The 23,324-nt window shown below is 72.6% G+C and carries 24 protein-coding genes; 18 read left to right on the top strand and 6 right to left on the bottom strand.

All coding sequences use genetic code 11. The annotated features are described in order from the left end of the window. The first annotated feature begins 99 nt into the window (after positions 1-99). The 3 genes from ACTWO6_RS13955 (at position 100) to ACTWO6_RS13945 (ending at position 2,571) form a co-directional block, all read left to right on the top strand. Complete coding sequence (locus ACTWO6_RS13955) at positions 100-1,134, top strand: LacI family DNA-binding transcriptional regulator (protein ID WP_446220041.1); 1,035 nt, start codon at positions 100-102, stop codon at positions 1,132-1,134. Then, positions 1,135-1,389: a TetR/AcrR family transcriptional regulator gene (locus ACTWO6_RS13950; protein WP_446220040.1), complete on the top strand. Its 255-nt coding sequence runs from the start codon at positions 1,135-1,137 to the stop codon at positions 1,387-1,389. A 117-nt stretch (positions 1,390-1,506) separates the two neighbouring features. Continuing rightward, positions 1,507-2,571: an integrase core domain-containing protein gene (locus tag ACTWO6_RS13945; RefSeq protein WP_446220039.1), complete on the top strand. Its 1,065-nt coding sequence runs from the start codon at positions 1,507-1,509 to the stop codon at positions 2,569-2,571. Positions 2,572-2,680: 109 nt separating this feature from the next. On the opposite strand, the gene ACTWO6_RS13940 is transcribed toward ACTWO6_RS13945, so the two are convergent. Then, complete coding sequence (locus ACTWO6_RS13940) at positions 2,681-2,935, bottom strand: ATP-dependent DNA ligase (protein WP_446220038.1); 255 nt, start codon at positions 2,933-2,935, stop codon at positions 2,681-2,683. A 190-nt stretch (positions 2,936-3,125) separates the two neighbouring features. Continuing rightward, positions 3,126-4,094, bottom strand: a complete 969-nt coding sequence (locus ACTWO6_RS13935) for an alpha/beta fold hydrolase (RefSeq protein WP_446220037.1) — start codon at positions 4,092-4,094, stop codon at positions 3,126-3,128. Between the two features lie 825 nt (positions 4,095-4,919). Here ACTWO6_RS13935 and ACTWO6_RS13930 point away from each other — a divergent pair. After that, the gene (locus tag ACTWO6_RS13930; protein ID WP_446220036.1) at positions 4,920-5,069 is read left to right on the top strand and encodes a hypothetical protein; all 150 of its coding nucleotides are present in this window, start codon (positions 4,920-4,922) and stop codon (positions 5,067-5,069) included. Positions 5,070-5,188: 119 nt separating this feature from the next. Here ACTWO6_RS13930 and ACTWO6_RS13925 read toward each other — a convergent pair whose 3' ends face one another. After that, complete coding sequence (locus tag ACTWO6_RS13925; protein ID WP_446220035.1) at positions 5,189-5,824, bottom strand: DJ-1/PfpI family protein; 636 nt, start codon at positions 5,822-5,824, stop codon at positions 5,189-5,191. 30 nt (positions 5,825-5,854) lie between these two features. Continuing rightward, positions 5,855-9,106 carry a heavy metal translocating P-type ATPase gene (locus ACTWO6_RS13920; RefSeq protein WP_446220034.1) on the bottom strand — a complete coding sequence of 1,084 codons (3,252 nt, stop codon included), beginning with the start codon at positions 9,104-9,106 and terminating at the stop codon, positions 5,855-5,857. A 218-nt stretch (positions 9,107-9,324) separates the two neighbouring features. Between ACTWO6_RS13920 and ACTWO6_RS13915 the strand changes: the two genes are divergently transcribed. From ACTWO6_RS13915 to ACTWO6_RS13905, 3 genes are all read left to right on the top strand, one after another. Continuing rightward, positions 9,325-9,522 (top strand): heavy-metal-associated domain-containing protein, encoded by a 198-nt coding sequence (locus ACTWO6_RS13915; protein WP_446220033.1) that lies wholly within the window; start codon positions 9,325-9,327, stop codon positions 9,520-9,522. A 22-nt stretch (positions 9,523-9,544) separates the two neighbouring features. Beyond that, on the top strand, positions 9,545-10,624 hold the full coding sequence (locus ACTWO6_RS13910; RefSeq protein ID WP_446220032.1) for a flavin-containing monooxygenase: 1,080 nt from the start codon (positions 9,545-9,547) through the stop codon (positions 10,622-10,624). 220 nt (positions 10,625-10,844) lie between these two features. Then, positions 10,845-13,877, top strand: a complete 3,033-nt coding sequence (locus tag ACTWO6_RS13905; protein ID WP_446220031.1) for an AfsR/SARP family transcriptional regulator — start codon at positions 10,845-10,847, stop codon at positions 13,875-13,877. On the opposite strand, the gene ACTWO6_RS13900 is transcribed toward ACTWO6_RS13905, so the two are convergent. Further along, positions 13,874-14,119, bottom strand: a complete 246-nt coding sequence (locus tag ACTWO6_RS13900; protein ID WP_446220030.1) for a heavy-metal-associated domain-containing protein — start codon at positions 14,117-14,119, stop codon at positions 13,874-13,876. The genes ACTWO6_RS13905 and ACTWO6_RS13900 overlap by 4 nt on opposite strands. A gap of 137 nt (positions 14,120-14,256) precedes the next feature. Between ACTWO6_RS13900 and ACTWO6_RS13895 the strand changes: the two genes are divergently transcribed. The 6 genes from ACTWO6_RS13895 to ACTWO6_RS13870 all read left to right on the top strand — a co-directional run bounded on the left by ACTWO6_RS13895 (position 14,257) and on the right by ACTWO6_RS13870 (position 21,136). Continuing rightward, positions 14,257-14,388 (top strand): hypothetical protein, encoded by a 132-nt coding sequence (locus ACTWO6_RS13895; protein WP_446220029.1) that lies wholly within the window; start codon positions 14,257-14,259, stop codon positions 14,386-14,388. A gap of 35 nt (positions 14,389-14,423) precedes the next feature. After that, entirely contained in the window at positions 14,424-15,212 is a 789-nt protein-coding gene (locus tag ACTWO6_RS13890; RefSeq protein ID WP_446220028.1) for an ABC transporter ATP-binding protein, read from the top strand. Between the two features lies 1 nt (position 15,213). After that, positions 15,214-17,742 (top strand): FtsX-like permease family protein, encoded by a 2,529-nt coding sequence (locus ACTWO6_RS13885; protein ID WP_446220027.1) that lies wholly within the window; start codon positions 15,214-15,216, stop codon positions 17,740-17,742. Positions 17,743-17,849: 107 nt separating this feature from the next. Continuing rightward, positions 17,850-18,455, top strand: a complete 606-nt coding sequence (locus tag ACTWO6_RS13880) for an N-acetyltransferase family protein (protein WP_446220026.1) — start codon at positions 17,850-17,852, stop codon at positions 18,453-18,455. Positions 18,456-18,908: 453 nt separating this feature from the next. Further along, entirely contained in the window at positions 18,909-19,220 is a 312-nt protein-coding gene (locus ACTWO6_RS13875) for a hypothetical protein (protein WP_446220025.1), read from the top strand. A gap of 1,136 nt (positions 19,221-20,356) precedes the next feature. Beyond that, positions 20,357-21,136 carry a DUF427 domain-containing protein gene (locus tag ACTWO6_RS13870; RefSeq protein ID WP_446220024.1) on the top strand — a complete coding sequence of 260 codons (780 nt, stop codon included), beginning with the start codon at positions 20,357-20,359 and terminating at the stop codon, positions 21,134-21,136. 204 nt (positions 21,137-21,340) lie between these two features. Here the strand turns inward: ACTWO6_RS13870 and ACTWO6_RS13865 are convergent, their stop codons facing one another. After that, entirely contained in the window at positions 21,341-21,463 is a 123-nt protein-coding gene (locus tag ACTWO6_RS13865; RefSeq protein WP_446220023.1) for a hypothetical protein, read from the bottom strand. 10 nt (positions 21,464-21,473) lie between these two features. On the opposite strand from ACTWO6_RS13865, the gene ACTWO6_RS13860 reads away from it, so the two are divergent. The 5 genes from ACTWO6_RS13860 to ACTWO6_RS13840 all read left to right on the top strand — a co-directional run bounded on the left by ACTWO6_RS13860 (position 21,474) and on the right by ACTWO6_RS13840 (position 23,304). Next, positions 21,474-21,752, top strand: a complete 279-nt coding sequence (locus ACTWO6_RS13860) for a DUF4352 domain-containing protein (RefSeq protein WP_446220022.1) — start codon at positions 21,474-21,476, stop codon at positions 21,750-21,752. Then, positions 21,692-21,856 carry a DUF4352 domain-containing protein gene (locus ACTWO6_RS13855; RefSeq protein ID WP_446220656.1) on the top strand — a complete coding sequence of 55 codons (165 nt, stop codon included), beginning with the start codon at positions 21,692-21,694 and terminating at the stop codon, positions 21,854-21,856. The genes ACTWO6_RS13860 and ACTWO6_RS13855 overlap by 61 nt, the downstream gene beginning before the upstream one ends. Positions 21,857-21,980: 124 nt before the next feature. Beyond that, a complete protein-coding gene (locus tag ACTWO6_RS13850; RefSeq protein ID WP_446220021.1) occupies positions 21,981-22,292 on the top strand; it encodes a hypothetical protein in 312 nt (103 codons plus the stop codon). Positions 22,293-22,401: 109 nt separating this feature from the next. Beyond that, a complete protein-coding gene (locus ACTWO6_RS13845) occupies positions 22,402-22,596 on the top strand; it encodes a hypothetical protein (RefSeq protein ID WP_446220020.1) in 195 nt (64 codons plus the stop codon). 525 nt (positions 22,597-23,121) lie between these two features. Further along, entirely contained in the window at positions 23,122-23,304 is a 183-nt protein-coding gene (locus ACTWO6_RS13840; RefSeq protein ID WP_446220018.1) for a hypothetical protein, read from the top strand. Positions 23,305-23,324: the final 20 nt, after the last annotated feature.

Raw genomic sequence — 23,324 nt, 5'->3', positions numbered from 1 at the left:
CCGGGACGGAAGCGCTTGCGAAAGCGCTTTCGTAGATTAGGCTGTGTTACGCGTCACTGGCAATAGTCAGATGACATGGATGTTTCTGGGGAGTTGCCGATGCCCAAGCCTGGCCCGAGACTGCGCCTCGTCGACGTGGCCGAGCGCGCCGGGGTCTCGCTGGCGACCGCGTCCCGCGCCCTCTCCGGCCGGGACGGCGTCAGCGAAGAGGTAGCCAGTCGCGTCCGGCAGGTCTCGCGGGAGCTCGGGTACGTCGCCAACCCGTACGCCCGCACCCTGGCCGGCGGCGCCAGCTTCACTGTGGGGTTGGTGGTCCACCAGGTCGACGACCCGTACTTCTCGGAGATCGCCGGTGGGGTCATCCAGGTCGCCGCCGAGGAGGGGCTGCTGGTGCAGATCTGCCACTCCGGCCGCGACCCCGAAGCCGAGCTGCGGCAGCTGCGCCACCTCATCGCGCAGCGGGTGGGGATCATCCTGATCGCCGGGTCCGGCTACGACGACCCCCGGGTGGAGGCAGAGGCGCGGGCCGAGCTGTCGGAGTTCCAGAGCCTCGGCGGCCGGGTCGCCGTCATCGGCCGGCACGCGCTCGGCGTCGACGCCGTGCGGCCCGACAACGAGGCCGGCGGCCGGGCGCTCGCCGAGCACCTGCTGGAGCTCGGGCACCGGCGCATCGCAGTCGCCGCCGGCACGGCGGGACTCACCACGGTCGCCGACCGGCTCGCCGGGGTCTCGTCCGCCCTGCGACAGCGCGGGCTCTCCCTCGACAGCCTCCCCGTTGTCCACTCAGATTTCACCCGGGACGGCGGTCGGGTGGCCGCTGAGCAGATCCTGCGCGACCACCCGGAGACGACCGCGATCATCGCGCTCAACGACGCGATGGCGATCGGGGTGCTGTCGACGCTCCGCGCGCACCGCATCCCCGTGCCCGAGCGGATGTCGGTCGTCGGCTTCGACGACATCTCCGTCGCCGCCGACCTCGCGCCCAGCCTCACCACCGTCCGGCTGCCGATGACCGACATGGGGCGGATGGCGCTCACCCTCGCGCTCAAGCCCCCCTCGACCCGCCCCCGGCGCCGGTCGACCGGGCACGCCCTGGTGGTACGCGACTCGACCGGCCCCGTACCGCCGCGCTGAATGTCGAGACCGGCCGGTGCCGACACCGGGCGTTACGTCCGCAAGGGCAACGCCGCCGCCGGCATTGCCGACCTCGCCGGCGAGCTGGGCATCGGGCACGGCACCGTATACCGGTACTTCGGGAACAAGCGCGACGTCGCGGCCGCAGTGCTGGACCGGGCGCTCGAGCGGAACGCCACCGTGGTCACAGCGGAGGACGCGACCTGTCGGGCTCGTAAACCGGGTTCGGCTACGCTGCCTGCGAGTATTCGTTGATCAGTCCGCCGAGAATCGGGCGCCGTTGGACCCTGTGGGGCTCGAATACTCGGTTCGGCCGTCTGAAGTGCGGCTCTGTGCGAGCTCGAGCCCGGTGCAACCGTCATGCTCGTCGGCATGAGCGCGTCGTTGGTGTACCTGCTGCTTCGCCAGGTCCTGCGGATGTTGTCCCAGCTCGTCCGTGACGATGGGGCCAAGGATGTGGAGATCCTGGTGCTCCGCCATCAGGTGGCGGTGCTGCGTCGACAGGTGCACCGCCCCGATCTCGAACCGGCCGACCGGGTGGTGCTGGCGGTGCTGTCGCGGCTGCTGCCCCGCTCGCGCTGGTCAACGTTCTTCGTCACCCCGGCGACCCTGTTGCGGTGGCACCGTGAACTGGTCGCTCGACGATGGACGTACCCGCATGCCCGGCCAGGCCGGCCACCGGTCAACGCACAGGTCCGCGAGCTGGTGCTGCGACTCGCGGCGGAGAACCCGTCGTGGGGGCACCGGCGCATCCAGGGTGAACTGGTCGGCCTGGGCTACCGGGTCGCGGCCAGCACGGTGTGGAAGATCCTGCACAACGCCGGAGTCGACCCGGCACCCCGACGGTCCGGACCGACCTGGAAGCAGTTCCTGACCGCCCACGCCCACACGATCCTGGCCTGTGATTTCGTCACCGTCGACACGGTGTTGCTCAAGCGCCTCTACGTGCTGTTCTTCGTCGAGATCGCCACCCGCCAAGTCCACGTGGTTGGGGTGACCGCCCATCCAACCGGCGCCTGGGTGGCCCAGCAAGCACGGAATCTACTGATAGACCTCGACCAGCGCGCAGCTGGGCTGCGGTTCCTGCTCCGCGACCGAGATACGAAATTTACGGCGGTCTTCGACGCGGTGTTCACCGCGGAAGGCATCGACGTGATCAAGACCCCGCCGCAGGCGCCCCGGGAGAACGCCTTCGCCGAACGATGGGTGGGCACCGTACGCCGGGAGTGCACCGACCGGATACTCATCGTCGGCGAGCGCCACCTCGCGGCCGTCCTCGCCGAGTACACGACCCACTACAACAGCCACCGCCCACATCGATCGCTGGATCAGCAGCCACCCAACCCGCCGCCGGGAGTCACTGACCTGACCGCCGCCAGGATCCGACGGCGCCCGATCCTCGGCGGGCTGATCAACGAGTACTCGCAGGCAGCGTAGCCGAACCGGCTTTACGAGCCCCACAGGTGGGTGCGGCCGGTGTATCGCAGCCGTCCCCGCCGGTCGAATCGGCCGAGCAGCACGGTCTCCGGGCGGCTGATGCTGCCGGTCACCCCACCGACGATGGCGTCCGTGACGATCCGGGTCCGAACTTCGACCAGCCTCGGCAGCCGGGCTCGTACCGGCCGCTCAAGCGCTTGCTCACCACGCCCTCGATGCCCGCCGCGACGGTCCAGTTCAGCAACCAGTCCGACACCTGCCGCATGTCGGCCGTCTGCGGGGTCAGGGGGAGCTGCGCCGGCGCGTCGGCGAGCAGCTGCTCCAGCCGGGCCCGGCGCTGCGACAGCGGCAGTTCCAGGACCACCCCTCCGCCGGCGTCCGCGAGACAGTCACAGTCACACGGACGGGCGGCGCGCCTTATTTGCGGCAGATCCGGTCGTTTGTGCGCAGGAGAGCCATAAGAGCCGACCCGCCCGCCCGGCGAGGTAACTTGTGCATCGGCCGGCGACCTCCGCCGAGCAAGCGACGCGCTTCCCGGACCGCACCCGACAGGCTCAGCGCGGATTGCGGGCCGCGATCCACCCGTCCCGGTACGGGGCCAGGAACCCGATCAGGGCGGCGAGCATCGCGTCCGGAGCCTGCTCGGCGACCCAGTGTGCGCAGTCGGGCAGGACCACGGTTTGCACGTCGTCCGCGACGAGGTCCATCCACTTGCCGACCTGTTCGCCGAAGCTTTCCGCTCCGCCGATCGCCAGGACGGGCATCGTCAGCCGCCGGGTCTTGCGCTGCTCGTTCTGCGCCTGGCTCACCGGGAAAGCGCGGTAGAGCTCGAAGCTGCCGCGCAGCGCCTCCGGGTCGGCCGCGAGGAGGTCGACGTAGTACTTGACGGCGTCGGTGGACAGCTCCTTCTTTCCGGCCGCGGCCGAAAACTTCGCGCCTAAGAAGATGTCCTCCCGCCCGCTGACGAGCTTCTCGTTGACCTCTGGAAGTGCGTTGAACGGGATGTGCCACAGGCGTTCGTTGAGCGGCGCGGGAAGGAACAGTGGCGGCGTGGGAGACACGCCCGGAAGAGGGGCTTCCCCGAGGGCCAGGCGGTCGACCCGGTCGGGGTGATCAGCGGCCAGGGCGTAGCCGATGAGCAGTCCGGTGTCGCAGCCGACCATGGCGAACCGCTCGTGGCTGAGCGCGTCCATCAACGCCACAAGGTCGTTTGCGACGGTTGCGGTGTCGTAGCCGTCCCGGGGCTTGTCGGACAGCCCCATACCACGCTGATCGACCGCGATCACCTCGAAGTTCTCGGCCAGCGCCGGCATCATCAGCCGCCATGCGTACCAGGTCTGGGGCCAGCCGTGTACCAGCAGCAGCGGCGGCCCGTCGCCTCCGATGACCGCGTGCAGACGCAGTGCCCCGGCGTCGACGTACCGGCTGGTGAACGTGTCCGTGAACCCGTCCGGCAGGTTTGGAGCCTGCAAGACGGAGCCGGGGCCCTCCGCGGCGCGCAGGCCGGTGGACGATGCGCTCATGTGGGGATCCCCTCTCACCGCAGATCACGGCACTGGAGTGCCACTTCCGTCACGCCCCCTCTTGGGTGACGCTGCCACAACGCCGACGGCCATGGACGTGGTTGTCGTTGACCTTCCTCTGTTCGGCTGACAGCCGGCGGGTCTGCGACGCAAAGAACCACTGCTCCGTCACGTCAACCCCACCGAATACTCGGCGGAGTGCGACTCATCATGTGGAACCGACGTGTTGGCCACCGATGTAGCCAGCACGATCGTTGCCACGCGCGCATCTCGTGACCATGGCGCGGGATCGGTCGCATCGTGCGCCGCCAGCACGCCCACGTCGAAATCGCCGCGAGCGCCAAGCCCAAGGAAGCAAACCTCTCCAATCGTCCGGTCACCCACTCATAGTCGCTGACGGGCGCACAGTACTGCGGCCATGATCACCAACCATGTGCCGCGCACTCAATTCGGCAGATCCGTGCACCGCCGGGGCAAGCGACCTTCATCAACGTTCACGCGGAGTGACTTGGCGCTGTGTTGATATCGCGGCCTCAGCTTCGAGGGTGACTGACCAAGCCCGTGAATGAGAGGCCAATGGCCCGCCGAATCGGGCACGCCGCGGACTGGAGAGCGAGGCACAAGGTCTACCAGTACCGGCCGCCCGCGACGGAGACGACAGACTGACAGCTTGTCGCAGCACGTCGATAGCCCCCGCCGTCAGGTCTTATCCCGCGCCTTGAAGCGACACCCCTGTTGGCCCGTTCCGACCCGGTACCCGTTTCCCTACTCAGAAATTGGCCCGGCTTGCCGGCGGCGCAGCGTGCGGATCCACCCCTGGGCGGTGTGCCGGGGCACGATCGAACGACCACCGGACCGGCGTTCCAGCGGGTGCTGACCGAGGTGTTCCCGACCTCGGTGGCGCACGTGGTCCGCTTCGCCAACCCGCTGCAGGGCCGGGTGGCGGCGAACAAGGTCTACGTGGCCCGGCACTGACCGACGAGGCCGCGAGCCGGCCCGGCAGATTGGTCGCCCCCGCTGGCTCGCGCATCAGCCAGTCGGCCGCCCGCTGATCCGGACGGCCGGCCGGGCCGTGCGCCAGGTGCGGCGAGCCGTCAGCCCAGCACCATGCCGGGGTTCGCCCGCAGCGCGGCGACGGCCGGCGCGGGTGCGGTGCGGGGCGACCCGGCGGCGTACGGCGGCCGCGGGTCGTACTCGATGCCGAGTTGGAGGGTCTGGGCGACGCCGTCCCCGGCGATCCGGCCGGCCAGCGTGAGCGCCATGTCGATGCCCGAGGAAACCCCGGCCGCGGTGACGTACTTGCCGTCGAAGACCACCCGCTCACCGGTCGGCTGGGCGCCGAAGGCGGGCAGCTGGTCCAGGGCCAGCCAGTGCGAGGTGGCCCGCCGGCCGTCGAGCAGCCCGGCCGCGGCCAGCAGCAGCGAGCCGGTGCAGACCGAGGTGGTCCAGGTGGGGGTGGCGTCCACCGCGCGGAGCCAGTCGTGCAGTCGGGTGTCGGTCATCCGGGCGATCTGCCCGGGACCGCCGGGCACCACCAGCACGTCCGGGCGGGTCACCTCGTCCAGGGTGGCGGTGGCTGACAGGGCGAGGGTGCCCACGTCGGTGGTGACCGGGCCGGTCCGGTCAGTGACGAAGACGGCACGGGCGCCGGGGAGCCGGCCGAGCACCTCGTACGGGCCGACGGCGTCGAGCGCGGTGAACCGTTCGAACAGGAGGATGGCGATCTGCATCGGAGTTTCCTTTCCTACAGTGGCGGACGGTCAGCGGGCGTCGACGGTGAACGGCACGGTGATCACGTGCCCGTCGGCGAGGCGGAACTGGCCCCAGAGCCGGTAGCGGCCCGGACGGGGGAAGTCGGCGTGCAGGTCGAGATTCGGCCCGTAGGTCTGCCCGGGCAGGGCGAAGACGGGCCGGCCGTCGGCGTCCTCGGTCTCGGCGTGCTCGTGGGCGAAGCTGTCGCCGTCCGCCGACATGATCACCACGTGTCCGGCGGCGGCGAGGTACGGCCGCAGCCCGGTCAGCGGCCGGCCGGTGGCCGCGTCGGCGAAGCGGTAGGTGAACCGGCTGCCGCCGACCTGGGCGGTCCCGTCCAGGGTCACGCGTACGCCGTCGACGACCTGCTGCCGCCCGGACACCGTCGGCGGCTGGTGGATGACCTCGGCGGGGTCGCCGACCACCACGTCGTGCCGTTCCAGCACATCCGTCAGCTCGCCCTTGCGGCGGAACTCGGTGTTGACGATGTACCGGCCGGGGGTGGGGAAGGTGAGCGTCACGTCGAACTCGCCGGGCCGGCCGGCCGGCTGCGGGTGGACGTGGGCGAAGCTGGCCAGGTCGTCGCGGACGGCGATCAGGTGCATCCACGCCTCGTGGCTGCGCCCCACGTCGCGGACCGGTCGGCCGGTCTGCGCGTCGGTGATGCGGATCCGGACCGTGGTGGGCCGCCCTGGCACCACGTCGCCCGGCAGCCGGAGGTCGACCCGGACCCCGGCGTCCTCGGCGTGCACCGGTTCCGTCTCGGCGGTCATCATGGTGCTCATCGCCGGCCGCATCGGCATGCCGGTGCCCTGGGTCCAGGCCAGCACCCCGTTCATGCCCCGGGCGCCGGCGTCGGTGCGGCTCAGCGCGGTGAAGCCGGCGCCCACGGCGAGCGCCAGCGCGGCGACTCCGGCCAGGAACGCCCAGTCGCCGACCCGGGTCCGCAGCCGGGGCCGTAGCGCGTCGGCGGTCTCCGGCCGGCGGAACCGGCGCAGTCGCAGCGCGTTGGTCACCACGCTGACCGAGCTCATCGCCATCGCGGCGGCGGCCAACGACGGGTCGAGCAGGGTGTCCCACGCCGGGTAGAGGACACCGGCGGCCACCGGGATGAGCAGCACGTTGTAGCCGAACGCCCAGCCCAGCCCCTGCTTGATCGTGGTGACCGTACGCCGGGACAGCGCGATCGCCGAGACGATGCCGCGCAGGTCGCCGCCGACCAGGGTGATGTCGGAGGCGGCGATCGCCACGTCGGTGCCGGTGCCGATGGCGATGCCCAGGTCCGCCCGGGCCAGCGCCGGTGCGTCGTTGATGCCGTCGCCGACCATCGCCACCACCGCGCCCCGCTCCTGCAGGGCGGCGACCCGGGCGGCCTTCTCCTCGGGCCGCACGTCGGCGATCACGTTCGCGATGCCGACCTCGCGGGCGACCACCTCGGCGGTGACCCGGTTGTCGCCGGTCAGCATCCACACCTCCAGTCCCAGCGCCCGCAGTTGCGCCACCGCCTCGAGGGACTCGGGCCGCAGGGTGTCGGCCACGCCGACGACGCCGGCGAGCCGGCCGTCGAGGACGACGTACACGGGAGTGCCACCGGCCGCGGCGACGGCGGTGACCTCCCTTGGCAGGGCGGTGCCGTCGATGCCGTGGCGGCGCAGCAGGGCGTCGTTGCCGATGAGAACGCTGCGGCCGTCGACCCGCGCCTCGACGCCGTGTCCGGGGACCGCCTGGAAGGAGTCCGCCGCCGGGCCGGCGATGCCGCGGGCGCGGGCGTGCCGGACGATCGCCTCACCGAGCGGGTGCTCGGAGCCGGTCTCGGCCGCGGCCGCGTACGCCAGCAGCTGGTCGGCGTCGACGCCGTCGACGGCGTGGATCACGGTGACGTCGGGACGGCCGCGGGTGAGCGTGCCGGTCTTGTCCAGCACCACCGTGGTGATCCGCCGGGCCTGCTCCAGCGCGTCGCCCCCGGAGATGAGGATGCCCAGCTCCGCGGCCTTGCCCGTACCGACCATGATCGCGGTCGGGGTAGCCAGGCCGAGCGCACAGGGGCAGGCGATGATCAGCACGGCGATCGCGGTGCCGATGCCCAGGGTGAGTCGGCCGTCGTCGGGGCCGGCCACCGCCCAGACCGCGAACGTCAGGAGGGCCAGTCCGATCACCGCCGGGACGAACCAGGCGGAGACCCTGTCCACGAGCCGCTGCATCGGCGCCTTCGCGCCCTGGGCCTCGCGGACCAGCCGGACGATCTGGGCGAGGGTGGTGTCCTGGCCCACCGCGGTGGCCCGGAGCACCACGGAGCCGGTCCGGTTGACGGTCGAGCCGATCAGCACGTCCCCGACCGTCTTCCCCACCGGCATGCTCTCGCCGGTCAGCATGCTCTCGTCCACCGTGGAGGCTCCCTCGGTGACCGTGCCGTCCACCGGCACCTTTTCGCCGGGACGGACCCGGACCAGGTCACCGACCACGACCGAGTCCACCGGCACCTCGGTCTCGACGCCGTCGCGCAGCACCCGGGCGGTACGCGGGCGCAGCCCGAGCAGCGCCCCGATCGCCGCGCCGGTCTGCCGCCGGGCCCGGGCCTCCATCCAGCGCCCGGTCAGCACCAGCGCGATGACCACCACGGAGATCTCGAAGTAGACGTGCAGCGGCAGGCCGAGCTGTTCGGCCGCCGCCGGCCAGAGCGTGACGAAGGCGCTGTAGGCGTAGGCGACGGTGGTGCCGAGGGCCACCAGGGTGTGCATGTTGACCCCGCCGTGCCGGGCCGCCGCCCAGGCCGCTTGGTAGAAGGGCCGGCCCGCCCCGAGCTGCACCACCGTGGCGACGACCAGCAGCGCCGGCATCAGCCAGTCCATCGCGTCGATGGACAGCGGCAGGTACATCAGCACCATCATGGAGAGCCCGGTGGCCAGGGTGAGCTGCCAGATCCGCTTGAGCCGGTCGACCTCCCGCTGCTCGGCCCGGGCCCGCTCGGCGTCCTGGCCGTCCCCGGCGGGGACCGGGGACCCCGGCGCGCCGCCCGGCTGGCGAGGCTCGTCGACGTGAACGGTAGCGGTGTACCCGGCCCGCTGCACCGCCGCGGTCAGCGCCGGCTGGCTCACCCGGGCCGGGTCGTAGACGACGCTCGCCGTCTCGGTCGCCAGATTGACCTCGGCCAGCTCGACGCCGTCGACCCGGCTGAGCGCCCGCTCCACCCGCCGGACACAGGACGCGCAGGTCATCCCGCCGATCTCCAGCGTGCCGGAGACGGCTGTGGGGGTCGTCATGGCACTGCTCCTCTCGTACCGGGCGTCGCAGGCGCCCTCGCTGGTCCGGCCGCCGTCGCTGGCCGGTGCCGTCACGCTCCCGGCCGCCGCTGTCCGGCCGCTGTCCGCGACCCGTCGGCCGCTCCCGGCGTACGCCGACAGGGCCCGGACAGCGGCCACCGGCACGGTTCGTCCTGCCGGGCCGCGACCAGGCGGCCCACCGTGCGAAGGAGTGAACCGTGAACCAGCTCGTGCTCTCCGTGCCGAAGATCAGCTGCGGCCGCTGCGTCGAGGCGATCCGGGAGGAGGTCGGCCTCGTCGCCGGCGTCCGCGCCGTCGAGGTGGACCTCGCCACCCGCACCGTCCGGGTCGACGGCGACGCCGACCCGGCCGCCGTCCGGGCCGCCATCGGCGAGGCCGGCCACCAGGTCGCCTGACCGGTACGAGGGAGACGGACCGATGGACCTGGACACCGTGATCGTCGGGGGCGGTCAGGCCGGGCTGGCGCTCGGCCACCACCTGCGCCGCGCTGGCGTACCCTTCGCGATCCTCGACGCGCATGCCCGGGTGGGCGACGCCTGGCGGCAGCGGTGGGACTCGCTGACCCTGTTCACCCCGCGCCGGTTCTCCGCGCTGCCGGGCCTGTCGTTCCCCGGCGACCCGGACGGCCACCCCGGCAAGGACGAGGTCGCCGACTACCTGGCCCGGTACGCCGCGCACTTCGACCTGCCGGTCCGGCTCGGCTGCCGGGTCACCTCGGTCCGCCCCGGTACGGCGGGCGGCTTCACCGTGGACATGTCGACCGGACCGCTGCACGCGCGGCGGGTGGTGGTCGCCGCCGGAGCGTTCCACAACCCCCGAATCCCGGAGGTGGCCCGGAAGCTCGCGCCGCGGGTCGCGCAGCTGCACAGCAGCCGGTACCGCAACCCCGCGCAGCTGCCGGGGCGCGACGTCCTGGTCGCTGGCGGCGGGAACACCGGGGTGCAGATCGCCGCCGAGCTGGCCGACAGCGGACGGCGCGTGGTGCTCGCCGCTCCGGCGATCGGCCCCGTGGTGCCGCAGCGCTGGCTGGGCCGGGACATCTTCTGGTGGTTCTCCCGGCTGGGCAGCATGCGGCTGGGTGCGGGCAGCCGGCTGGGCCGCCGGATCGCGGCCCAGAACCCGGTCATTGGCACCGACGTCGCCGGGCTGCTGCGCCGGGTGGACCGGGTCGGCCGGGTCGTTGACGCCGACGGCGACGAGGTGCTGCTGGCTGACGGTGGGCGGCGGCGGGTGGACGCGGTGGTCTGGGCCACCGGCTTCCGCCCGCACTACCCGTGGCTGGAGGTGCCGGTGCTGGACCCGTCCGGCGCGCCGGTGCACCACCAGGGCGTGACGGACTGGCCGGGGCTGTACTTCCTCGGCCTGCCCTGGCAACGCGCCCGTGGCTCCGCGGTGCTGGGCTGGGTCGGGCGGGACGCGGAGGTGCTGGCCGCCCGGCTGGCCGAGGATCGGCGATCGGTGGCGCCGACAGGGCTGGCGCCGGCCGTTCCGGCCTGACCGGCGCCGACGGTTCCCGGCCGGGCCGGTGCCAGCGGTTCCGGCCGACCCGTCCCCGAGCAGTCAGGCGGCACCGGATGGCACGTCGGGTGGCGGGCAGCTCAGCGCCTTTCGGCGGATCGGTTCAGGCCCTGTCGGGACGTACCATGGGGCCCGCCCGGGCAGCCACCCGGCGATCGGAGTGGGCCCCACGGTCGAGGCCGCAGCGGACGGGAGTGCGATGAGCCGGGACAGCGGAGTCACCACCACGCCGGTGGCCTTCGGCGTGCTCGGCACGGTCGAGCTCCAGGTGGCCGACCGCCCCGCCACGCCGCTCGCCCCGGCGGTCCGCGCGCTGCTGGCCCGGCTGGTCCTCGCCGGGGGCCGGGTGGTCTCCGCCGACGCGCTGACCGACGCGCTCTGGGGCGACCAACCCCCGGCCGACGCCACGAACGCGCTGCAGCTGCGGGTGTCCAAGCTGCGCCGGGCCCTGGTGGCTGCCGGGGCGGGCGCCGACCTGCTGGTCACCCGCGCACCCGGCTACCAGCTCGCCGTGGCCCCCGAGGCGGTGGACGCGTACCGCTTCGAACGGCTGCTGGTACGGGCCCGCACCGCGACCACCGGCGACGGACCGGCGGCGGCCCTGGCCAGCTTCGACAAGGCGCTGCGGCTGTGGCGCGGACCGGCCCTGGCCGACGTCGGAGACGCCGACTGGGCGCTGGCCGAGGGGGCCCGCCTCGAGGAACTGCGCTTGGGCGCGGTGGAGGACCGCCTGGAGCTGCTGCTGGAGGCCGGCCGCCAGGCCGAGGCGGTCGCCGACCTGGAACTCCTGGTCGCCGCCCACCCGCTGCGCGAGCGGCTGCACCGGCTGCTGATGCTGGCGCTCTACCGGAGCGGGCGGCAGGCCGACGCGATAACCGCTTACCACGCGCTGCGGCACCGCCTCGCCGACGAGCTGGGCATCGACCCGGCACCCGAACTCCAGGCGCTCGCCGAGGCGATCCTGCGGCACCAGGTGCCCTCTGCCCCGACCACGGCCGCCGTGCCGGCGCCGGGGCCGACACGGCCACCGCCGCGTCCCTGCGACCGACCCGCCGCGGCACCGGCCCGCCCCGTGTCCCTGGCGCCCTCGGGCACGCCGCAGCGCGGCAACCTGCCGCGCCGGCTCTCCTCGGTCATCGGCCGGCAGGACGACGTGCACCGCGTGCTGGACCGGCTGCGCGAGGCGCGGGTGGTGACGCTCACCGGACCGGGCGGCGTCGGAAAGACGACGCTCGCCCTGGAGGCGGTCCGTCACGTCGACGACGCTCTGGCGGACCGGGTGCACCTGGTCCGCCTGGCCGCCCTGCCGAGCGGCACCGACCTCCCGGAGGCGGTCGCCGGCCAGCTCGGTGTGCCCACCGGTGGACCGGCGCCGGCCGCGACCAGCGCCTTGGTCGCCTGGCTCGGCGCCGACCGGGCGCTGCTGGTGGTCGACAACTGCGAGCACGTCATCGACGAGGCGGCGGAACTGGTCGAGCAGCTCGTCGAGGCCTGCCCGGCGTTGACCGTGCTGACCACCAGCCGGGAGGCGCTGGCCGTACCCGGGGAGACCCAGCTCGCGGTGGCGCCGCTGGGCGTACCGGACGGGCCGGCCGATTTCGCGCGACTCGGCGGCAGCCCGGCGGTGGCCCTGTTCGTGGATCGGGCGCGGGCGGTGCGTCCCGGGTTCGTCCTCGACGAGGCGACAGCGCTGGTGGTGGCGGACATCTGCCGGCAGCTCGACGGCATGCCGTTGGCCATCGAGCTGGCCGCGGCGCGGGTGAAGGCGTTGCCGCCGGTGGAGATCGCCGCCCGGCTGCAGGACCGGTTCGCGCTGCTCACGGCGGGGGCGCGCACCAGCGAGGCCCGGCACCGGACGCTGCGGGCCACCCTGGACTGGAGCTACGACCTGCTGTCCGAGGCCGAGCGGCGACTGCTGCGCCGGCTGGCGGTGTTCCGCGGTGGCTGGGACCTGGCCGCCGCCGAGCAGGTCTGCGCGTTCGACGGCCTGGCCGCGGACGAGGTCCTCGACCTGCTCTTCCGTCTGGTCGACCGTTCCCTCGTGGTGCCGGACCCACACACCGGGCGGTTCCGGCTGCTGGTCACGATCCGGGAGTACGCCGCCGCCCGGCTCGCCGAGGCCGGCGAGACGGAGGCGGCCCGCGACCGGCACCTCGTCCACTTCACGGAGCTGGCCGAGCGGTACGGCCCACACGCGCGGACCGACGCCGACGCCTGGGCGCGCCTGACGGAGGAGCACGACAACTTCCGGGCCGCCGTCGACCGTTGTCTCGAGCGGGCCGACGGGGTCGGCGCCGGCCTGCGGCTGGCGGACGCCCTCTTCCTGTTCTGGAACTACGGACCCCGGTACGAGGGGATCCGGGCCCTTACCGCGCTGCTCGCCGCCGGCGAAGCCGCACCGGCCGCACGGGCCGCCGCCCTGCAGCGGATCGGCCAGCTCGGCGTCTACTACCCCACGGCACAGACCCGGGCCGCCGCACGGGAGAGCCTGGTGGAGTTCGAGCGCCTGGGCGACATCGTCAACACCGCGATCTCGCGGCTCACCGTCGCCTGGGAGGGCCAGTACGACGGTGACGCGGACCGGTACCGGGCGATGGTCGCGCAGGCCGGTCGCGAGATGGGCGACACCGACGACCCCTGGTGGCACGGGACGACCTGCTATGTCGAAGGGCTGCTGGACCTGCGGACGGGTGCCTTCGAGCGGTCCGCCACCCAGTGGACGCGCAGCCTCGAGTTCATTCGAAAGAGCGGCGACCGCCTCCTGCCCGCCGGGATCCTGGCGCACCTCGGCATCGCGCTGCGCGAAGCCGGCCGGCACGACGAGGCGATCTCCACACTCGAGGAGGCGGTGGGCGAGACCCGGATCAACCACTCCCCGCACTCGATTGCCTTCACCCTCGTGCAGCTCGCGCACACCCGCTTGGACCGGGGCGAGGTCGAGGGCGTGCCGGCGATGCTGGCCGAAGCGGACCACACCGCCCGCCGCAGCGGCAACCCGCGCTGCCAGGCCTGGGCCGCCTGGGGCCGAGCCCGGATCGCGTACGCCGACGGCGACGCGGCCACCGCCGCCGACGAGTGCCGTCGGGCGTTGGAGCTGCTCGAGGAACGTGAGTTTCCGTGGGCCCGGCTCCGACTCTGGTCGTTTTCCGCCGAGGCGGCGGCCGCCGCCGGGCGGGGGCCGGAGGCCGACGCGGCCCGGCGGGCGGCAGCGGCCCTGGCGGCGGGTCGCTAGCAGTCGGCGCCGGCCGGGCAGTCCGCTGAGCCGGCCCGGCGCAGGGCGGCCGGATCCACCTCCCCGCCCACACGCAGCACACCGGCGTCGGCGTCGAACTCCAGCGACACCACCCCCGGCAGGTCACTCACCCGCCGGCTGACCGCGCGTACGCAGCGCCGGCAGATCCCCGGCGGCAGTGCCACCATCGCCACCTGCGTCGATTCCGCGGCGGGTGCCGCCGGCTCGTTCTGTTCCACCATGCCGCCAGCCTGATCGCGGCCGCTGGCGGCGGTCTGTCCATCCGCTGTCCGGACCGGCCGGATCGACGGCCAGTGTCCGGACAGCGCGGCGGGCGACTCTCCTCGTGTCACAGACCCGAGCTGACCGAGGAGTCGTCATGAACCACCTGCTCACCGCCGAACTGTTCGAGATGGAGCGCGCCGAGCTGGTGCGCCGGCTGCGCCGGGACCGGCACGCCGCCACCGTTCGTGCGACCCGCAGGCCGGTGCGCCGCCGGACCGCCCGCTGATCGCCCCTCCCCCAGCCAGACGCAGGAGATTCCCGATGACCACGAGCACCACCCTGAAGCCGACCCGCACCACCTCGACCCCCGTCGCCGTGCAGGCCCGGGACGTCGTGCGCACCTACGGTCGGGGTCACGCCGCCGTCCGCGCCCTGGACGGCGTCACCGTGTCAATTCCGGCCGGCCGGTTCACCGCGATCATGGGTCCGTCCGGCTCCGGCAAGTCGACGCTCATGCACGCGCTGGCCGGACTCGACACCGTCGACGCCGGGCAGATCCTGCTCGGCGGGACGGACCTCGGCCAGCTGACCGAGCGGCAGCGCACCCTGCTGCGCCGCGACCGGATCGGCTTCGTCTTCCAGGCCTTCAACCTGGTGCCGACCCTGACCGTCCGGGAGAACATCGTCCTGCCGCTCACGCTGGCCGGTCGCCGTCCCGACCCCGAGCGCCTGGCCCACCTGGTCGCCAGCCTCGGCCTGACGGACCGGTTACGGCACCGACCAGGGGAACTCTCCGGCGGCCAGCAACAGCGGGTCGCGGTGGCCCGCGCGCTGGTCACCCGGCCGGACATCGTCTTCGCCGACGAGCCGACCGGCAACCTCGACTCGCGGGCCGCCGAGGCGCTGCTCGGCGTGCTCCGGCGGGCCGTTGACGAGCTCGGCCAGACCATCGTGATGGTCACCCACGACCCGCACGCCGCCGCGTACGCCGACCGGGTGGTGTTCCTCGCCGACGGCCGGATCGCCAGCGAACTCGACGCGCCGACGGTGCCGGCCGTGCTGTCCCGGATGGCGCGGCTGACCGCCGCCGCGACCGGGGAGGGGAACTGACATGTGGCGGATCACCCTGCGTACCACCCTGGCCCGCCGGGCCCGGCTGGCGCTGACCCTGCTCGCCGTGGTGCTCGGCGTCGCCTTCGTCACCGGCAGCCTAGTCCTCACCGACACCTCCCGGCGACTGCTCGACGAGCAGTTCCGCACCGCCACGGCCGGCGTCGACCTGACCGTCCGGGACGCCGTAGCCTTCGACTCGGCGATGGGCGTCGAGGTGACCCGGGACCCGCTCCCCGCCGAACTGGCCCCGCGGATCGCCGCGCTGCCCGGGGTCGCCACCGCCCGGCTGCTGGTGCGCGGCCAGGGCCTGCTGGAGGTGGACGGCCGCGCGGTCGTACCCCCCGGGGCGTCGGTGCTCGCCTCCTGGGAGCCGCCGCCGGTCGGCGCGTTCCCGCTCCGCGCCGGGCGAGCCCCGGGAGCGGACGACGAGGTGCTGGTCGACGCGGAGACGGCCCGGACCCGGGCGATCGACCTCGGCGACACCGTCACCGTCCGCGGCAAGGTCGCGGCCCCGCTGCGGGTGGTCGGGCTGGTCGGCTTCGGCGACCGGCCCGGCCTGCCGAACAGCACCCTGGCGCTGGTGACCCGGGCGACCGCCCAGCGCCTGCTCGGCCTCGGCACGGGCACCACCGAGGTGGCCGTGGTGGCAACGCCCGGCACCGCCCCCGACGAGCTGCGCGACCGGATCGTCGCGGCGGTCGGCCCCGCCTACGAGGTCGCGGCCAGCCGGGACATCGCCGCAGCAGGCGCCCGCGCGGCCCGGGACCAGGTCGCCTGGCTCAGCCTGGTGCTGCTCGCGCTGGCGGCGGCCGCGCTGCTGGTCGGCGCGTTCCTCATCGCCAACACGTTCTCGATCGTGGTCACCCAGCGCACCCGGGAACTGGCCCTGCTGCGGGTCGCCGGCGCGACCAACAGCCAGGTGCTGCGCTCGGTCCTCGGGGAGGCGTTCCTGGTCGGAATCGTCGCCTCGGCGCTCGGCCTCCTGGCCGGGGTCGCCGCGGCCGCCGGCATGCGAGGGCTGGCCGGGGCGTTCGGCGTGGCACTGCCCGCCGGCGGGCTGGTGCTGACCGGCCGCAGCGTCATGGTGGCGCTGGCGGTCGGCGTGCTGGTGACGGTCGGCGCGGCGCTCGGCCCGGCCCGCCGGGCCGCCGCGGTGGCGCCGATCGCGGCGCTGCGGAACACCGCCGCTGGCCGCGGCGGCCGGGTCCGCGCGGCGGCCGGCGGGCTGGCACTGGCGGCGGGCGCCGCGGGCGTCGCCGCGGTGGTCGCCGGGGTCGCCCCGGTCGCGCTGCTGGCCGCCGCCGCGCCGGCCGCCGTCGGCGGGCTCGCGCTGCTCGGTCCCACACTCACCCCGCCGGTGGTACGCCTGCTCGGCCGTCCCCTCGCGGCGCTCGGGATCACCGGCCGGCTGGCCACCGACTCGGCGGCCCGCACCCCCCGCCGCACCGCGGCGACCGCGCTCGCGCTGGCCCTCGGCCTCGCCCTGGTCTCCTTCATGGCGGTGCTCGGCGCGTCCGTCCGCGACGCGGTCCGGCAGTCCTACGCCGAGGTGGTCACCGCCGACCACGTGGTGGAGAGCGGCCGCAACGAGATGCTCGGCGGGCTCTCCCCCGCCGTCGCGGAACACGTCGGCCGGCTGCCGGAGGTGACGGTCACCTCCCGGCTGAGGTACGGCCACTGGCGCGACGGGGATGCCACCCGGGCGCTGACCGCGGTCGACCCGGCGACGCTGCCCCGGGTGACCCGGCTGCACTTCACGGCGGGTGGCCTGGACGCGCTCGGCACCGGCGGCGTCGTGCTGGCCGCGCACGTCGCCCGGGAGCGCCGCCTGGCCGTCGGCGACCCGCTGCCGATGACGTTCTCCCGGGTCGGCACCCGGCAGCTGCGGGTGGTCGGCCTGCTGCGGGACCGGGACGCCCGGGCCCTCTCCACCGACTACCTGATCTCGCTCGCCGGGTACGCCGAGCTGTACAGCGAGAACGTGGACGCCAGCCTGCTGATCCGGACGGCCGACGGGGTCGACCGGGACGCCGCCGAGCGCGCCGTCCGGGCCGCGCTCGCCGACCACCCGACAGCGGAACTACGCGACCAGGCCGCGGCGGTCGCCGCCCGGACCACCACGGTCGACCAGATGCTCGGCCTGGTTACCGCGCTGCTGATGCTCGCCGTGCTGATCGCCCTGCTCGGCATCACCAACACCCTCGCCCTGTCCATCACCGAGCGGACCGCCGAACTCGGCCTGCTCCGGGCGGTCGGCATGACCCGGCGGCAGCTCGGCTGGCTGGTCCGGGGCGAGGCGGTGCTGGTCGCCGCCCTGGCGGCGGTGCTCGGCCTGCCGCTGGGCGTCGGCTTCGCGGCCGCCACGGTGGCCGCGCTGGGCCGGGAGGCGCCCATGGCGCTGGCCATGCCGGCCGGCCGGCTCGGCCTTGTCCTGGCCGTCACCCTCGCCGCCGGCCTGCTGGCCGGGCTGCTGCCGGCCCGGCGCGCCGCCCGGCTGGACGTCCTCGCCGCCATCGCCACGCCCTGACAACCGGTGGTGCCGGCGACCCGCCGGCACCACCCCGGGTCCTGCAAGGAGAAGACCATGACGTCCCCGTCACCATCCGCCCGGCCGGCCCGGCCGACGCCACCATCGTGCACACCCTTGTTCGCGAGATCGCCATGCACGAGGGCGACGACGCGCACGTCACCGTCACCGCCGCACGCTGGGCGGACCTGCTCGGCCGGGACGACGTCACGGTGCTGCTCGCCGAGCGCGCCGGCGAGCCGCTCGGCTACGTGTCGGCGCACCGCCGCCTGCACCTGTGGTCCGGGCGGGACATCCTCGCCCTGGACGACCTCTTGGTCCGGGCACCTGCCCGCGACGCCGGGGTGGGGCGGGGGCTGATGCTCGCGCTGGCCCGTACCGCGGCCGACGACGGGCTCGTCATCCGCTGGGAAGTCAAGCCGGAGAACACCGGCGCGCAGCGGTTCTACCGGCGGCTCGGCGCCGGCCTGCCCGAAGGTGGTGGTCGGCTGGCCGCCGGAACGCTATCTGCCGCTGCTGCCGCCGGACGGCTGCAGCCAACCTGCGCTGCGTCGGTGAGGCGTATCCGTGTCCGCCTGCGCGCGACGCCCACCGTGCGTGCCAGGCCGCGACCCGGCCCGGGCTGCTCGCCCGAGCTCGGGCACGGGTCGCCGCGCCGGCTGCCGGTGCGGTGGCGTGGTTCGCTGGCCGGTTCCGCCCGACCCGGCCGCTGACATCCGCGCAGCCGATGTCGTCGCCACGCGCTGCCTGACAGCTCGGCCTGCAGCCGATTCCGCCGGCGCGGGTCCTGGGCCTCGGCAGTGCGCCGACCAGCGCCGCCACATCCCTGACCGAAGGAGTTGCAGCAGGTCAGCCGCCTGCCAATGATCGATGACCATAGGTTTAGGAAACCGCTGCTCTGACACCTGACTTCGAGGAAGCCACCGAGTGTCGGCTTACATAATGACAATTCGCGGTGCCAGCGCAGCAGCCTGGCAGGGGTCACGAAGAAACCCGCCCACCTCGGGCGGGGCAGCAGCCGCGACAACGCCGATAACACCGCCCGGTCCCCTGGTTCAAGATCCGGACGGCTCACGTGCCGGCGCAAGACCGCGACCTGATGACGCAGCACAAGGATCTCGACCTCTTTGGACCGCTCGCCGCGCAGGTCGAGCACGATCAACTGCATGATCTGGCACAGGAACAAGTACCCACACGACAGGATCACGTTGGCCAGCATGGCCATCAACCCATGGCCGGCGTCGCACAAACCCGTACGTCAACGCCCCGTGACCGAGTTCTCGAACGGCACAACCTGGACCGCGTTCCTGCGACCGCAGACGGAGGCGCTGCTGGCGTATGACTTCTTCGAGACGGTCACGCTGACCGGGACACGGGTGTACGCGCAGACGGTGATCGAGCACGCCAGCCCTCGGCCTGGGTGCTACCGCCTACCCGACTCCCGCACGAGTGACGCAGGCCAGCCGGAACCTTCGTGATGGACCTCGAGGATGCCGATTGCCGCGCCCAGCACCTCATCCGTGACCGGGACGGACTCGCATCCCTTTTGCCCAAAAATCGTCCGCCGTCAAGAGGTCCAGCGCCGACCACAACGACGCCGATGCAGTACGCCTACCAGGCGATTCACAGCGGAGGCAACCAAGATCGGCTCGCAAAACCACCCGAGTTAAGGGTTCCAGCAGCGCCTGGCACGCCACCGCATCGAGCCAGAACAACAAGCTGAGGGTTTCCGCAAGTCGCTGACCTGCGGAAACCCTCTCGCTGTCGGGACGGCCGGATTTGAACCGACGACCCCTTGTTACCAACAGCAGCCGCCCCGAGCTTGTCATCGCTTGCCGCAAGCGGTCCTTGACCTGCACAGACACGGCCGGACGTTGGTCTCTTCTTGTCACTGGTTGTGGACGTCCGGACAGGGTTTCCGGGGGGTAAACGGGGGCCACCGTCGGAACCCGCCCACGTCTAAACAGCACCCCCCACCACTACGGAGTTTCCCGCACCGACGGACGGACCGGCTCTTCGCATCACTGGCAGTCGAGCCGTGGGGGTTCGTGTCGGAGGCCCAGTTGCCACATAACCCCACGAGCATTCGTCCTGATCACGGAGTTCCCACTCGGCGGCGTACGGTAAGCACGGGCGTACCTTCCCGACCCGCGTTGGCGCGCGGGCACTACTCGATTCCTTGGACTCGGAACTCGCCGGGAGGGTACGCCCCCACAGCGCTCATCCACAGGTTTCGAGCACTGCTCCGGCGGCGAAGGATGAGCCAAGAGTCGCTTCGCTCAGCCCGCCACCTGATCGACACCTACCTCGCTGGGCTGGCCCAACGGTTGCCCGCGGACAGCGGTCTGCCGGGTTGGCTTGTCGCGGTCGTCGCGATGGGCATCCCGCTGGTCGGCGAGCCGATCATGTCGCGCTATCGGAGGCGCGTGGCTGTGGCAGCGCGTTGACCGGCGTACTGGGTTCCGTCGCGGGGAGCGGAGTCAGGACCGTAGCCTGGCAGACAGGGCGCCGATGGGTGCTGTCCTGCACGGCTGGCCGCAGTCGTGGTACGCCGTGCGGCGGTTGATGCGGCGGGCATACTCGTGACCGGGCGATACCGCGAGAGGAAGAAGCGATGTCCTTGACCTTGGGGCACGCCCCATTCGCCAGGCAGCGCGGCGGGTTCGACTTCCCCGCTCCGGAGCACGTGCGCTACTGGGAACCCTGGCCCCGACGGATGCGGGCGGTGTTCGCCGGGCGGACCGTGCTGGACAGCCAACGCGGAATCGTGCTGCACGAGACCGGGCGCCTGCCCCAACACTTCTATCCCCTCGACGACCTGGACCAGGGCCTGCTGTCAGCCGCCGAATCCGACGCGCACGGCCGGGCACAGTTCAGTGTGCGGGCCGGCCAGCGCACCGCACCTGGCGCGGTCACCGCCTACACGGACAGCGACGACGCGATCCCGCCGCTGCACGGGTACGTCTCGGTGGCCTTCGCCGCCATGGATCGTTGGTTCGAGGAGGACGAACCGATCTACGGCCACGTCCGCGATCCCTACCACCGCGTCGACGTACGCACCGCATCACGCCACGTCGTGGTCCGCCACGCCGGACGGGTAGTCGCTGAGTCCACCCGGCCGAAGCTGCTGTTCGAGACGAGCACCCCGATCCGCTACTACCTGCCCTTCGCCGACGTAGACCTTGGTGTCCTGGAACGCAGCGACACCGTCTCGGAATGCCCCTACAAGGGCGACGGGCAGCACTGGCACCTGCACGCCGAGGGACAACGGGTATCCGATGCGGCGTGGAGCCTGCCACACCCGCTCCCCGAGGGCTTGGCCGCGGCCGAACACCTCTGCTTCTACCCTCAAAAGATCCACCTCGAGGTCGACGGCCGTCAGGTCACCGCGTAAACGGTGCCAGGACCGGCGCCGGCCACAGGAGCGGTCGACCCATGCCGCCGCGGCGCACTCCCGGGGCGACCAAGCCCGGACGCATCTGGTGGTGGGACTGGGTCCGGTGCAGTCCTTCACGTCACGTAGATCTGACGTCGCGGGTGGCCGGCAGCAGGAGAGTCGCCTGTACCGCGGTGATCAGCCACACGGCGGGCAGGCTGGTCACCGCGAGCAGGAGGCCGGCGACGGGGCGTCGAGCGCGGCGGCCAATCCCACCGCGCCGACCACCTCGGCCCCGGCGCCGGCGCCGGCGCCGGCGCCGGCAAAGCCGAAGACCTTCGGCATCGGCGACAAGGTGCGCGGTGGCGACTTCGAGTTCACCGTCAACAGCGTGAGGTGCGGGATCTCCCAGGTCGGCAGCAGCTACTTCAACCACAAGGCGCAGGGCACCTTCTGCCGGGTCAGCGTGACCGCCAAGAACGTCACCAAGAGCGCCACCTGTTCCACGCCGACGGCACCATCACCGCCCAGGACGCCTCCGGCCGGGAGTACGACGTCGACGGGGAGGCCGCCATCTACGGCAACGAGGACACCAAGGGCTTCCTCGACGAGATCAACCCCGGCAACTCGGTGAAGGCGAACGTCTACTTCGACGTACCCAAGGGCACCAAGCTGAAGACGATCACCTTCGACGCCGGCCTGTTCACCCTCGCCGAGGACGCCGTCGTCACCCTGTGACCGGCCTAGCAACAGACGACAGCCCCGGAGTACCTCCGGGGCTGTCGCCGACATCGGCGGCCTGCACCCGCCTGCGGAAGGGCCGCGGCGCTGGCTCGCCCCCCCAACCGCGGAACAGGTCTTCGTGAGCGTGGACAGCGCCATGCTGAGCATCCGCACCTCCTTCGTGCCGACACCGGAGCGGCCCGAGGCGACGCTCCGGATCGAGCTGCGCGACCACGGTCCTGCCGGCGGGTTCGGCGTCCGCTTCACGTCGACTGGCGCCGAGGTCGCCCACGAGCCGCCCGAGGAGCCGGACGCCGTCCTGGTCACCACGACGGAGGCCCTCGTCGCCCTGTCCGGGCTCGTGGCGGCCGGCGCCGTCATCATCGGCGAACCCGAGGTCGTACGCCGTCTCGTGGCGAGCGGGCGCGTCCCGGGCTCCACAGATCAGTAGGTTTCCGACCTGGTCGAACACTTTTACGATCAGCCTGCCCCTATGGAGTAGCGCATCCGCTGGCACATCACGATCCGCTGGGACCGGGGCCAACAACTCGCCCGCCAGCGTGACCGTGGTCGAGCACGTCGTGGACTCCCCCGCCGGGCTGCGGCACCTGGTCGCACGGGTCCGCGCCGACCGGCACGTAGTGGCCTTCCCTTATCGCCAGGTCCGCGAGCTGGTCGGCGACGAGCCGCAGCGCTGCGGAACCGGACACAGTTACGTCGGCGTGTCGGCGACCCGGCCGGTGCCCGACTGGTGACCGTGCCGCTGCGGCGGGCACCTCGTGCTCCGCTGCCGCATGTGCCCCGACGTCCAGGCGGACCCGCCGGTCGGCGCGGACTGCGACACGAGCAAGGGGCTAACCGCGGTATGACCCCCCGGTTGGTCCGCTCAGCGGACTAGGCCCGTGTCGAAAACTACAGTTGCGCACCATTAATTATTGCCTGATGTGATGCGACATGACGATGTCGTAAGGCAAGTCAGGCTATACGAGTATCCGTCGCTTCGCCCTCCAATCGCAACAGACCCGCTAATCCGCATTGGTGCTCGAAAGTGACCTGACCGAGCTGCGGGAACAGCCGTGCTGGCGACGGAAAATCAGATGGACCCCTTACAGGACAAGGGGTTTGCCGCCGCTCCCTGCCGCCTGACCGAAAACGGCGTTGTGACAGATGCTGATTCCGGCTGTCGTTCCTCTTGTTTTGTGTCGGATAGGCCTTGACCTGCGCCGATAGCAGGACCACCCTGACCTGCGTCCGGGCACGAGGCCCGGAAAGAATAGCGATTGGACGGCAACCACGCCACCGACAATCGCTACTACGCGTGCGCCGGACACTCGACCATCTGTGAACGCCAGGCCAAAATCCTGCACCAGATGTCGAAGCAGACGCTCCAGCACAAGACCACGGACAACCAGACCAACGGCAGCTTCGTGGTGGACGAAGAGGGCGAGAGCATGCCCCCTTGAACATCGGAATTTGGTCCTTG

The sequence above is a fragment of the Micromonospora sp. IBHARD004 genome (assembly GCF_052814115.1).
This window is presented reverse-complemented; position numbering and strand designations above follow the sequence as displayed.

Bases quoted from the DNA above. Each gene is read 5' to 3' on its own strand.
- ACTWO6_RS13955 (WP_446220041.1), top strand. From the start codon at position 100: ATGCCCAAGCCTGGCCCGAGACTGCGCCTCGTCGACGTGGCCGAGCGC.
- ACTWO6_RS13950 (WP_446220040.1), top strand. From the start codon at position 1,135: ATGTCGAGACCGGCCGGTGCCGACACCGGGCGTTACGTCCGCAAGGGC.
- ACTWO6_RS13945 (WP_446220039.1), top strand. From the start codon at position 1,507: ATGAGCGCGTCGTTGGTGTACCTGCTGCTTCGCCAGGTCCTGCGGATG.
- ACTWO6_RS13935 (WP_446220037.1), bottom strand. From the start codon at position 4,094: ATGAGCGCATCGTCCACCGGCCTGCGCGCCGCGGAGGGCCCCGGCTCC.
- ACTWO6_RS13925 (WP_446220035.1), bottom strand. From the start codon at position 5,824: ATGCAGATCGCCATCCTCCTGTTCGAACGGTTCACCGCGCTCGACGCC.
- ACTWO6_RS13920 (WP_446220034.1), bottom strand. From the start codon at position 9,106: ATGACGACCCCCACAGCCGTCTCCGGCACGCTGGAGATCGGCGGGATG.
- ACTWO6_RS13910 (WP_446220032.1), top strand. From the start codon at position 9,545: ATGGACCTGGACACCGTGATCGTCGGGGGCGGTCAGGCCGGGCTGGCG.
- ACTWO6_RS13905 (WP_446220031.1), top strand. From the start codon at position 10,845: ATGAGCCGGGACAGCGGAGTCACCACCACGCCGGTGGCCTTCGGCGTG.
- ACTWO6_RS13900 (WP_446220030.1), bottom strand. From the start codon at position 14,119: ATGGTGGAACAGAACGAGCCGGCGGCACCCGCCGCGGAATCGACGCAG.
- ACTWO6_RS13895 (WP_446220029.1), top strand. From the start codon at position 14,257: ATGAACCACCTGCTCACCGCCGAACTGTTCGAGATGGAGCGCGCCGAG.
- ACTWO6_RS13890 (WP_446220028.1), top strand. From the start codon at position 14,424: ATGACCACGAGCACCACCCTGAAGCCGACCCGCACCACCTCGACCCCC.
- ACTWO6_RS13885 (WP_446220027.1), top strand. From the start codon at position 15,214: ATGTGGCGGATCACCCTGCGTACCACCCTGGCCCGCCGGGCCCGGCTG.
- ACTWO6_RS13875 (WP_446220025.1), top strand. From the start codon at position 18,909: ATGATCTGGCACAGGAACAAGTACCCACACGACAGGATCACGTTGGCC.
- ACTWO6_RS13870 (WP_446220024.1), top strand. From the start codon at position 20,357: ATGTCCTTGACCTTGGGGCACGCCCCATTCGCCAGGCAGCGCGGCGGG.
- ACTWO6_RS13865 (WP_446220023.1), bottom strand. From the start codon at position 21,463: ATGCCGAAGGTCTTCGGCTTTGCCGGCGCCGGCGCCGGCGCCGGCGCC.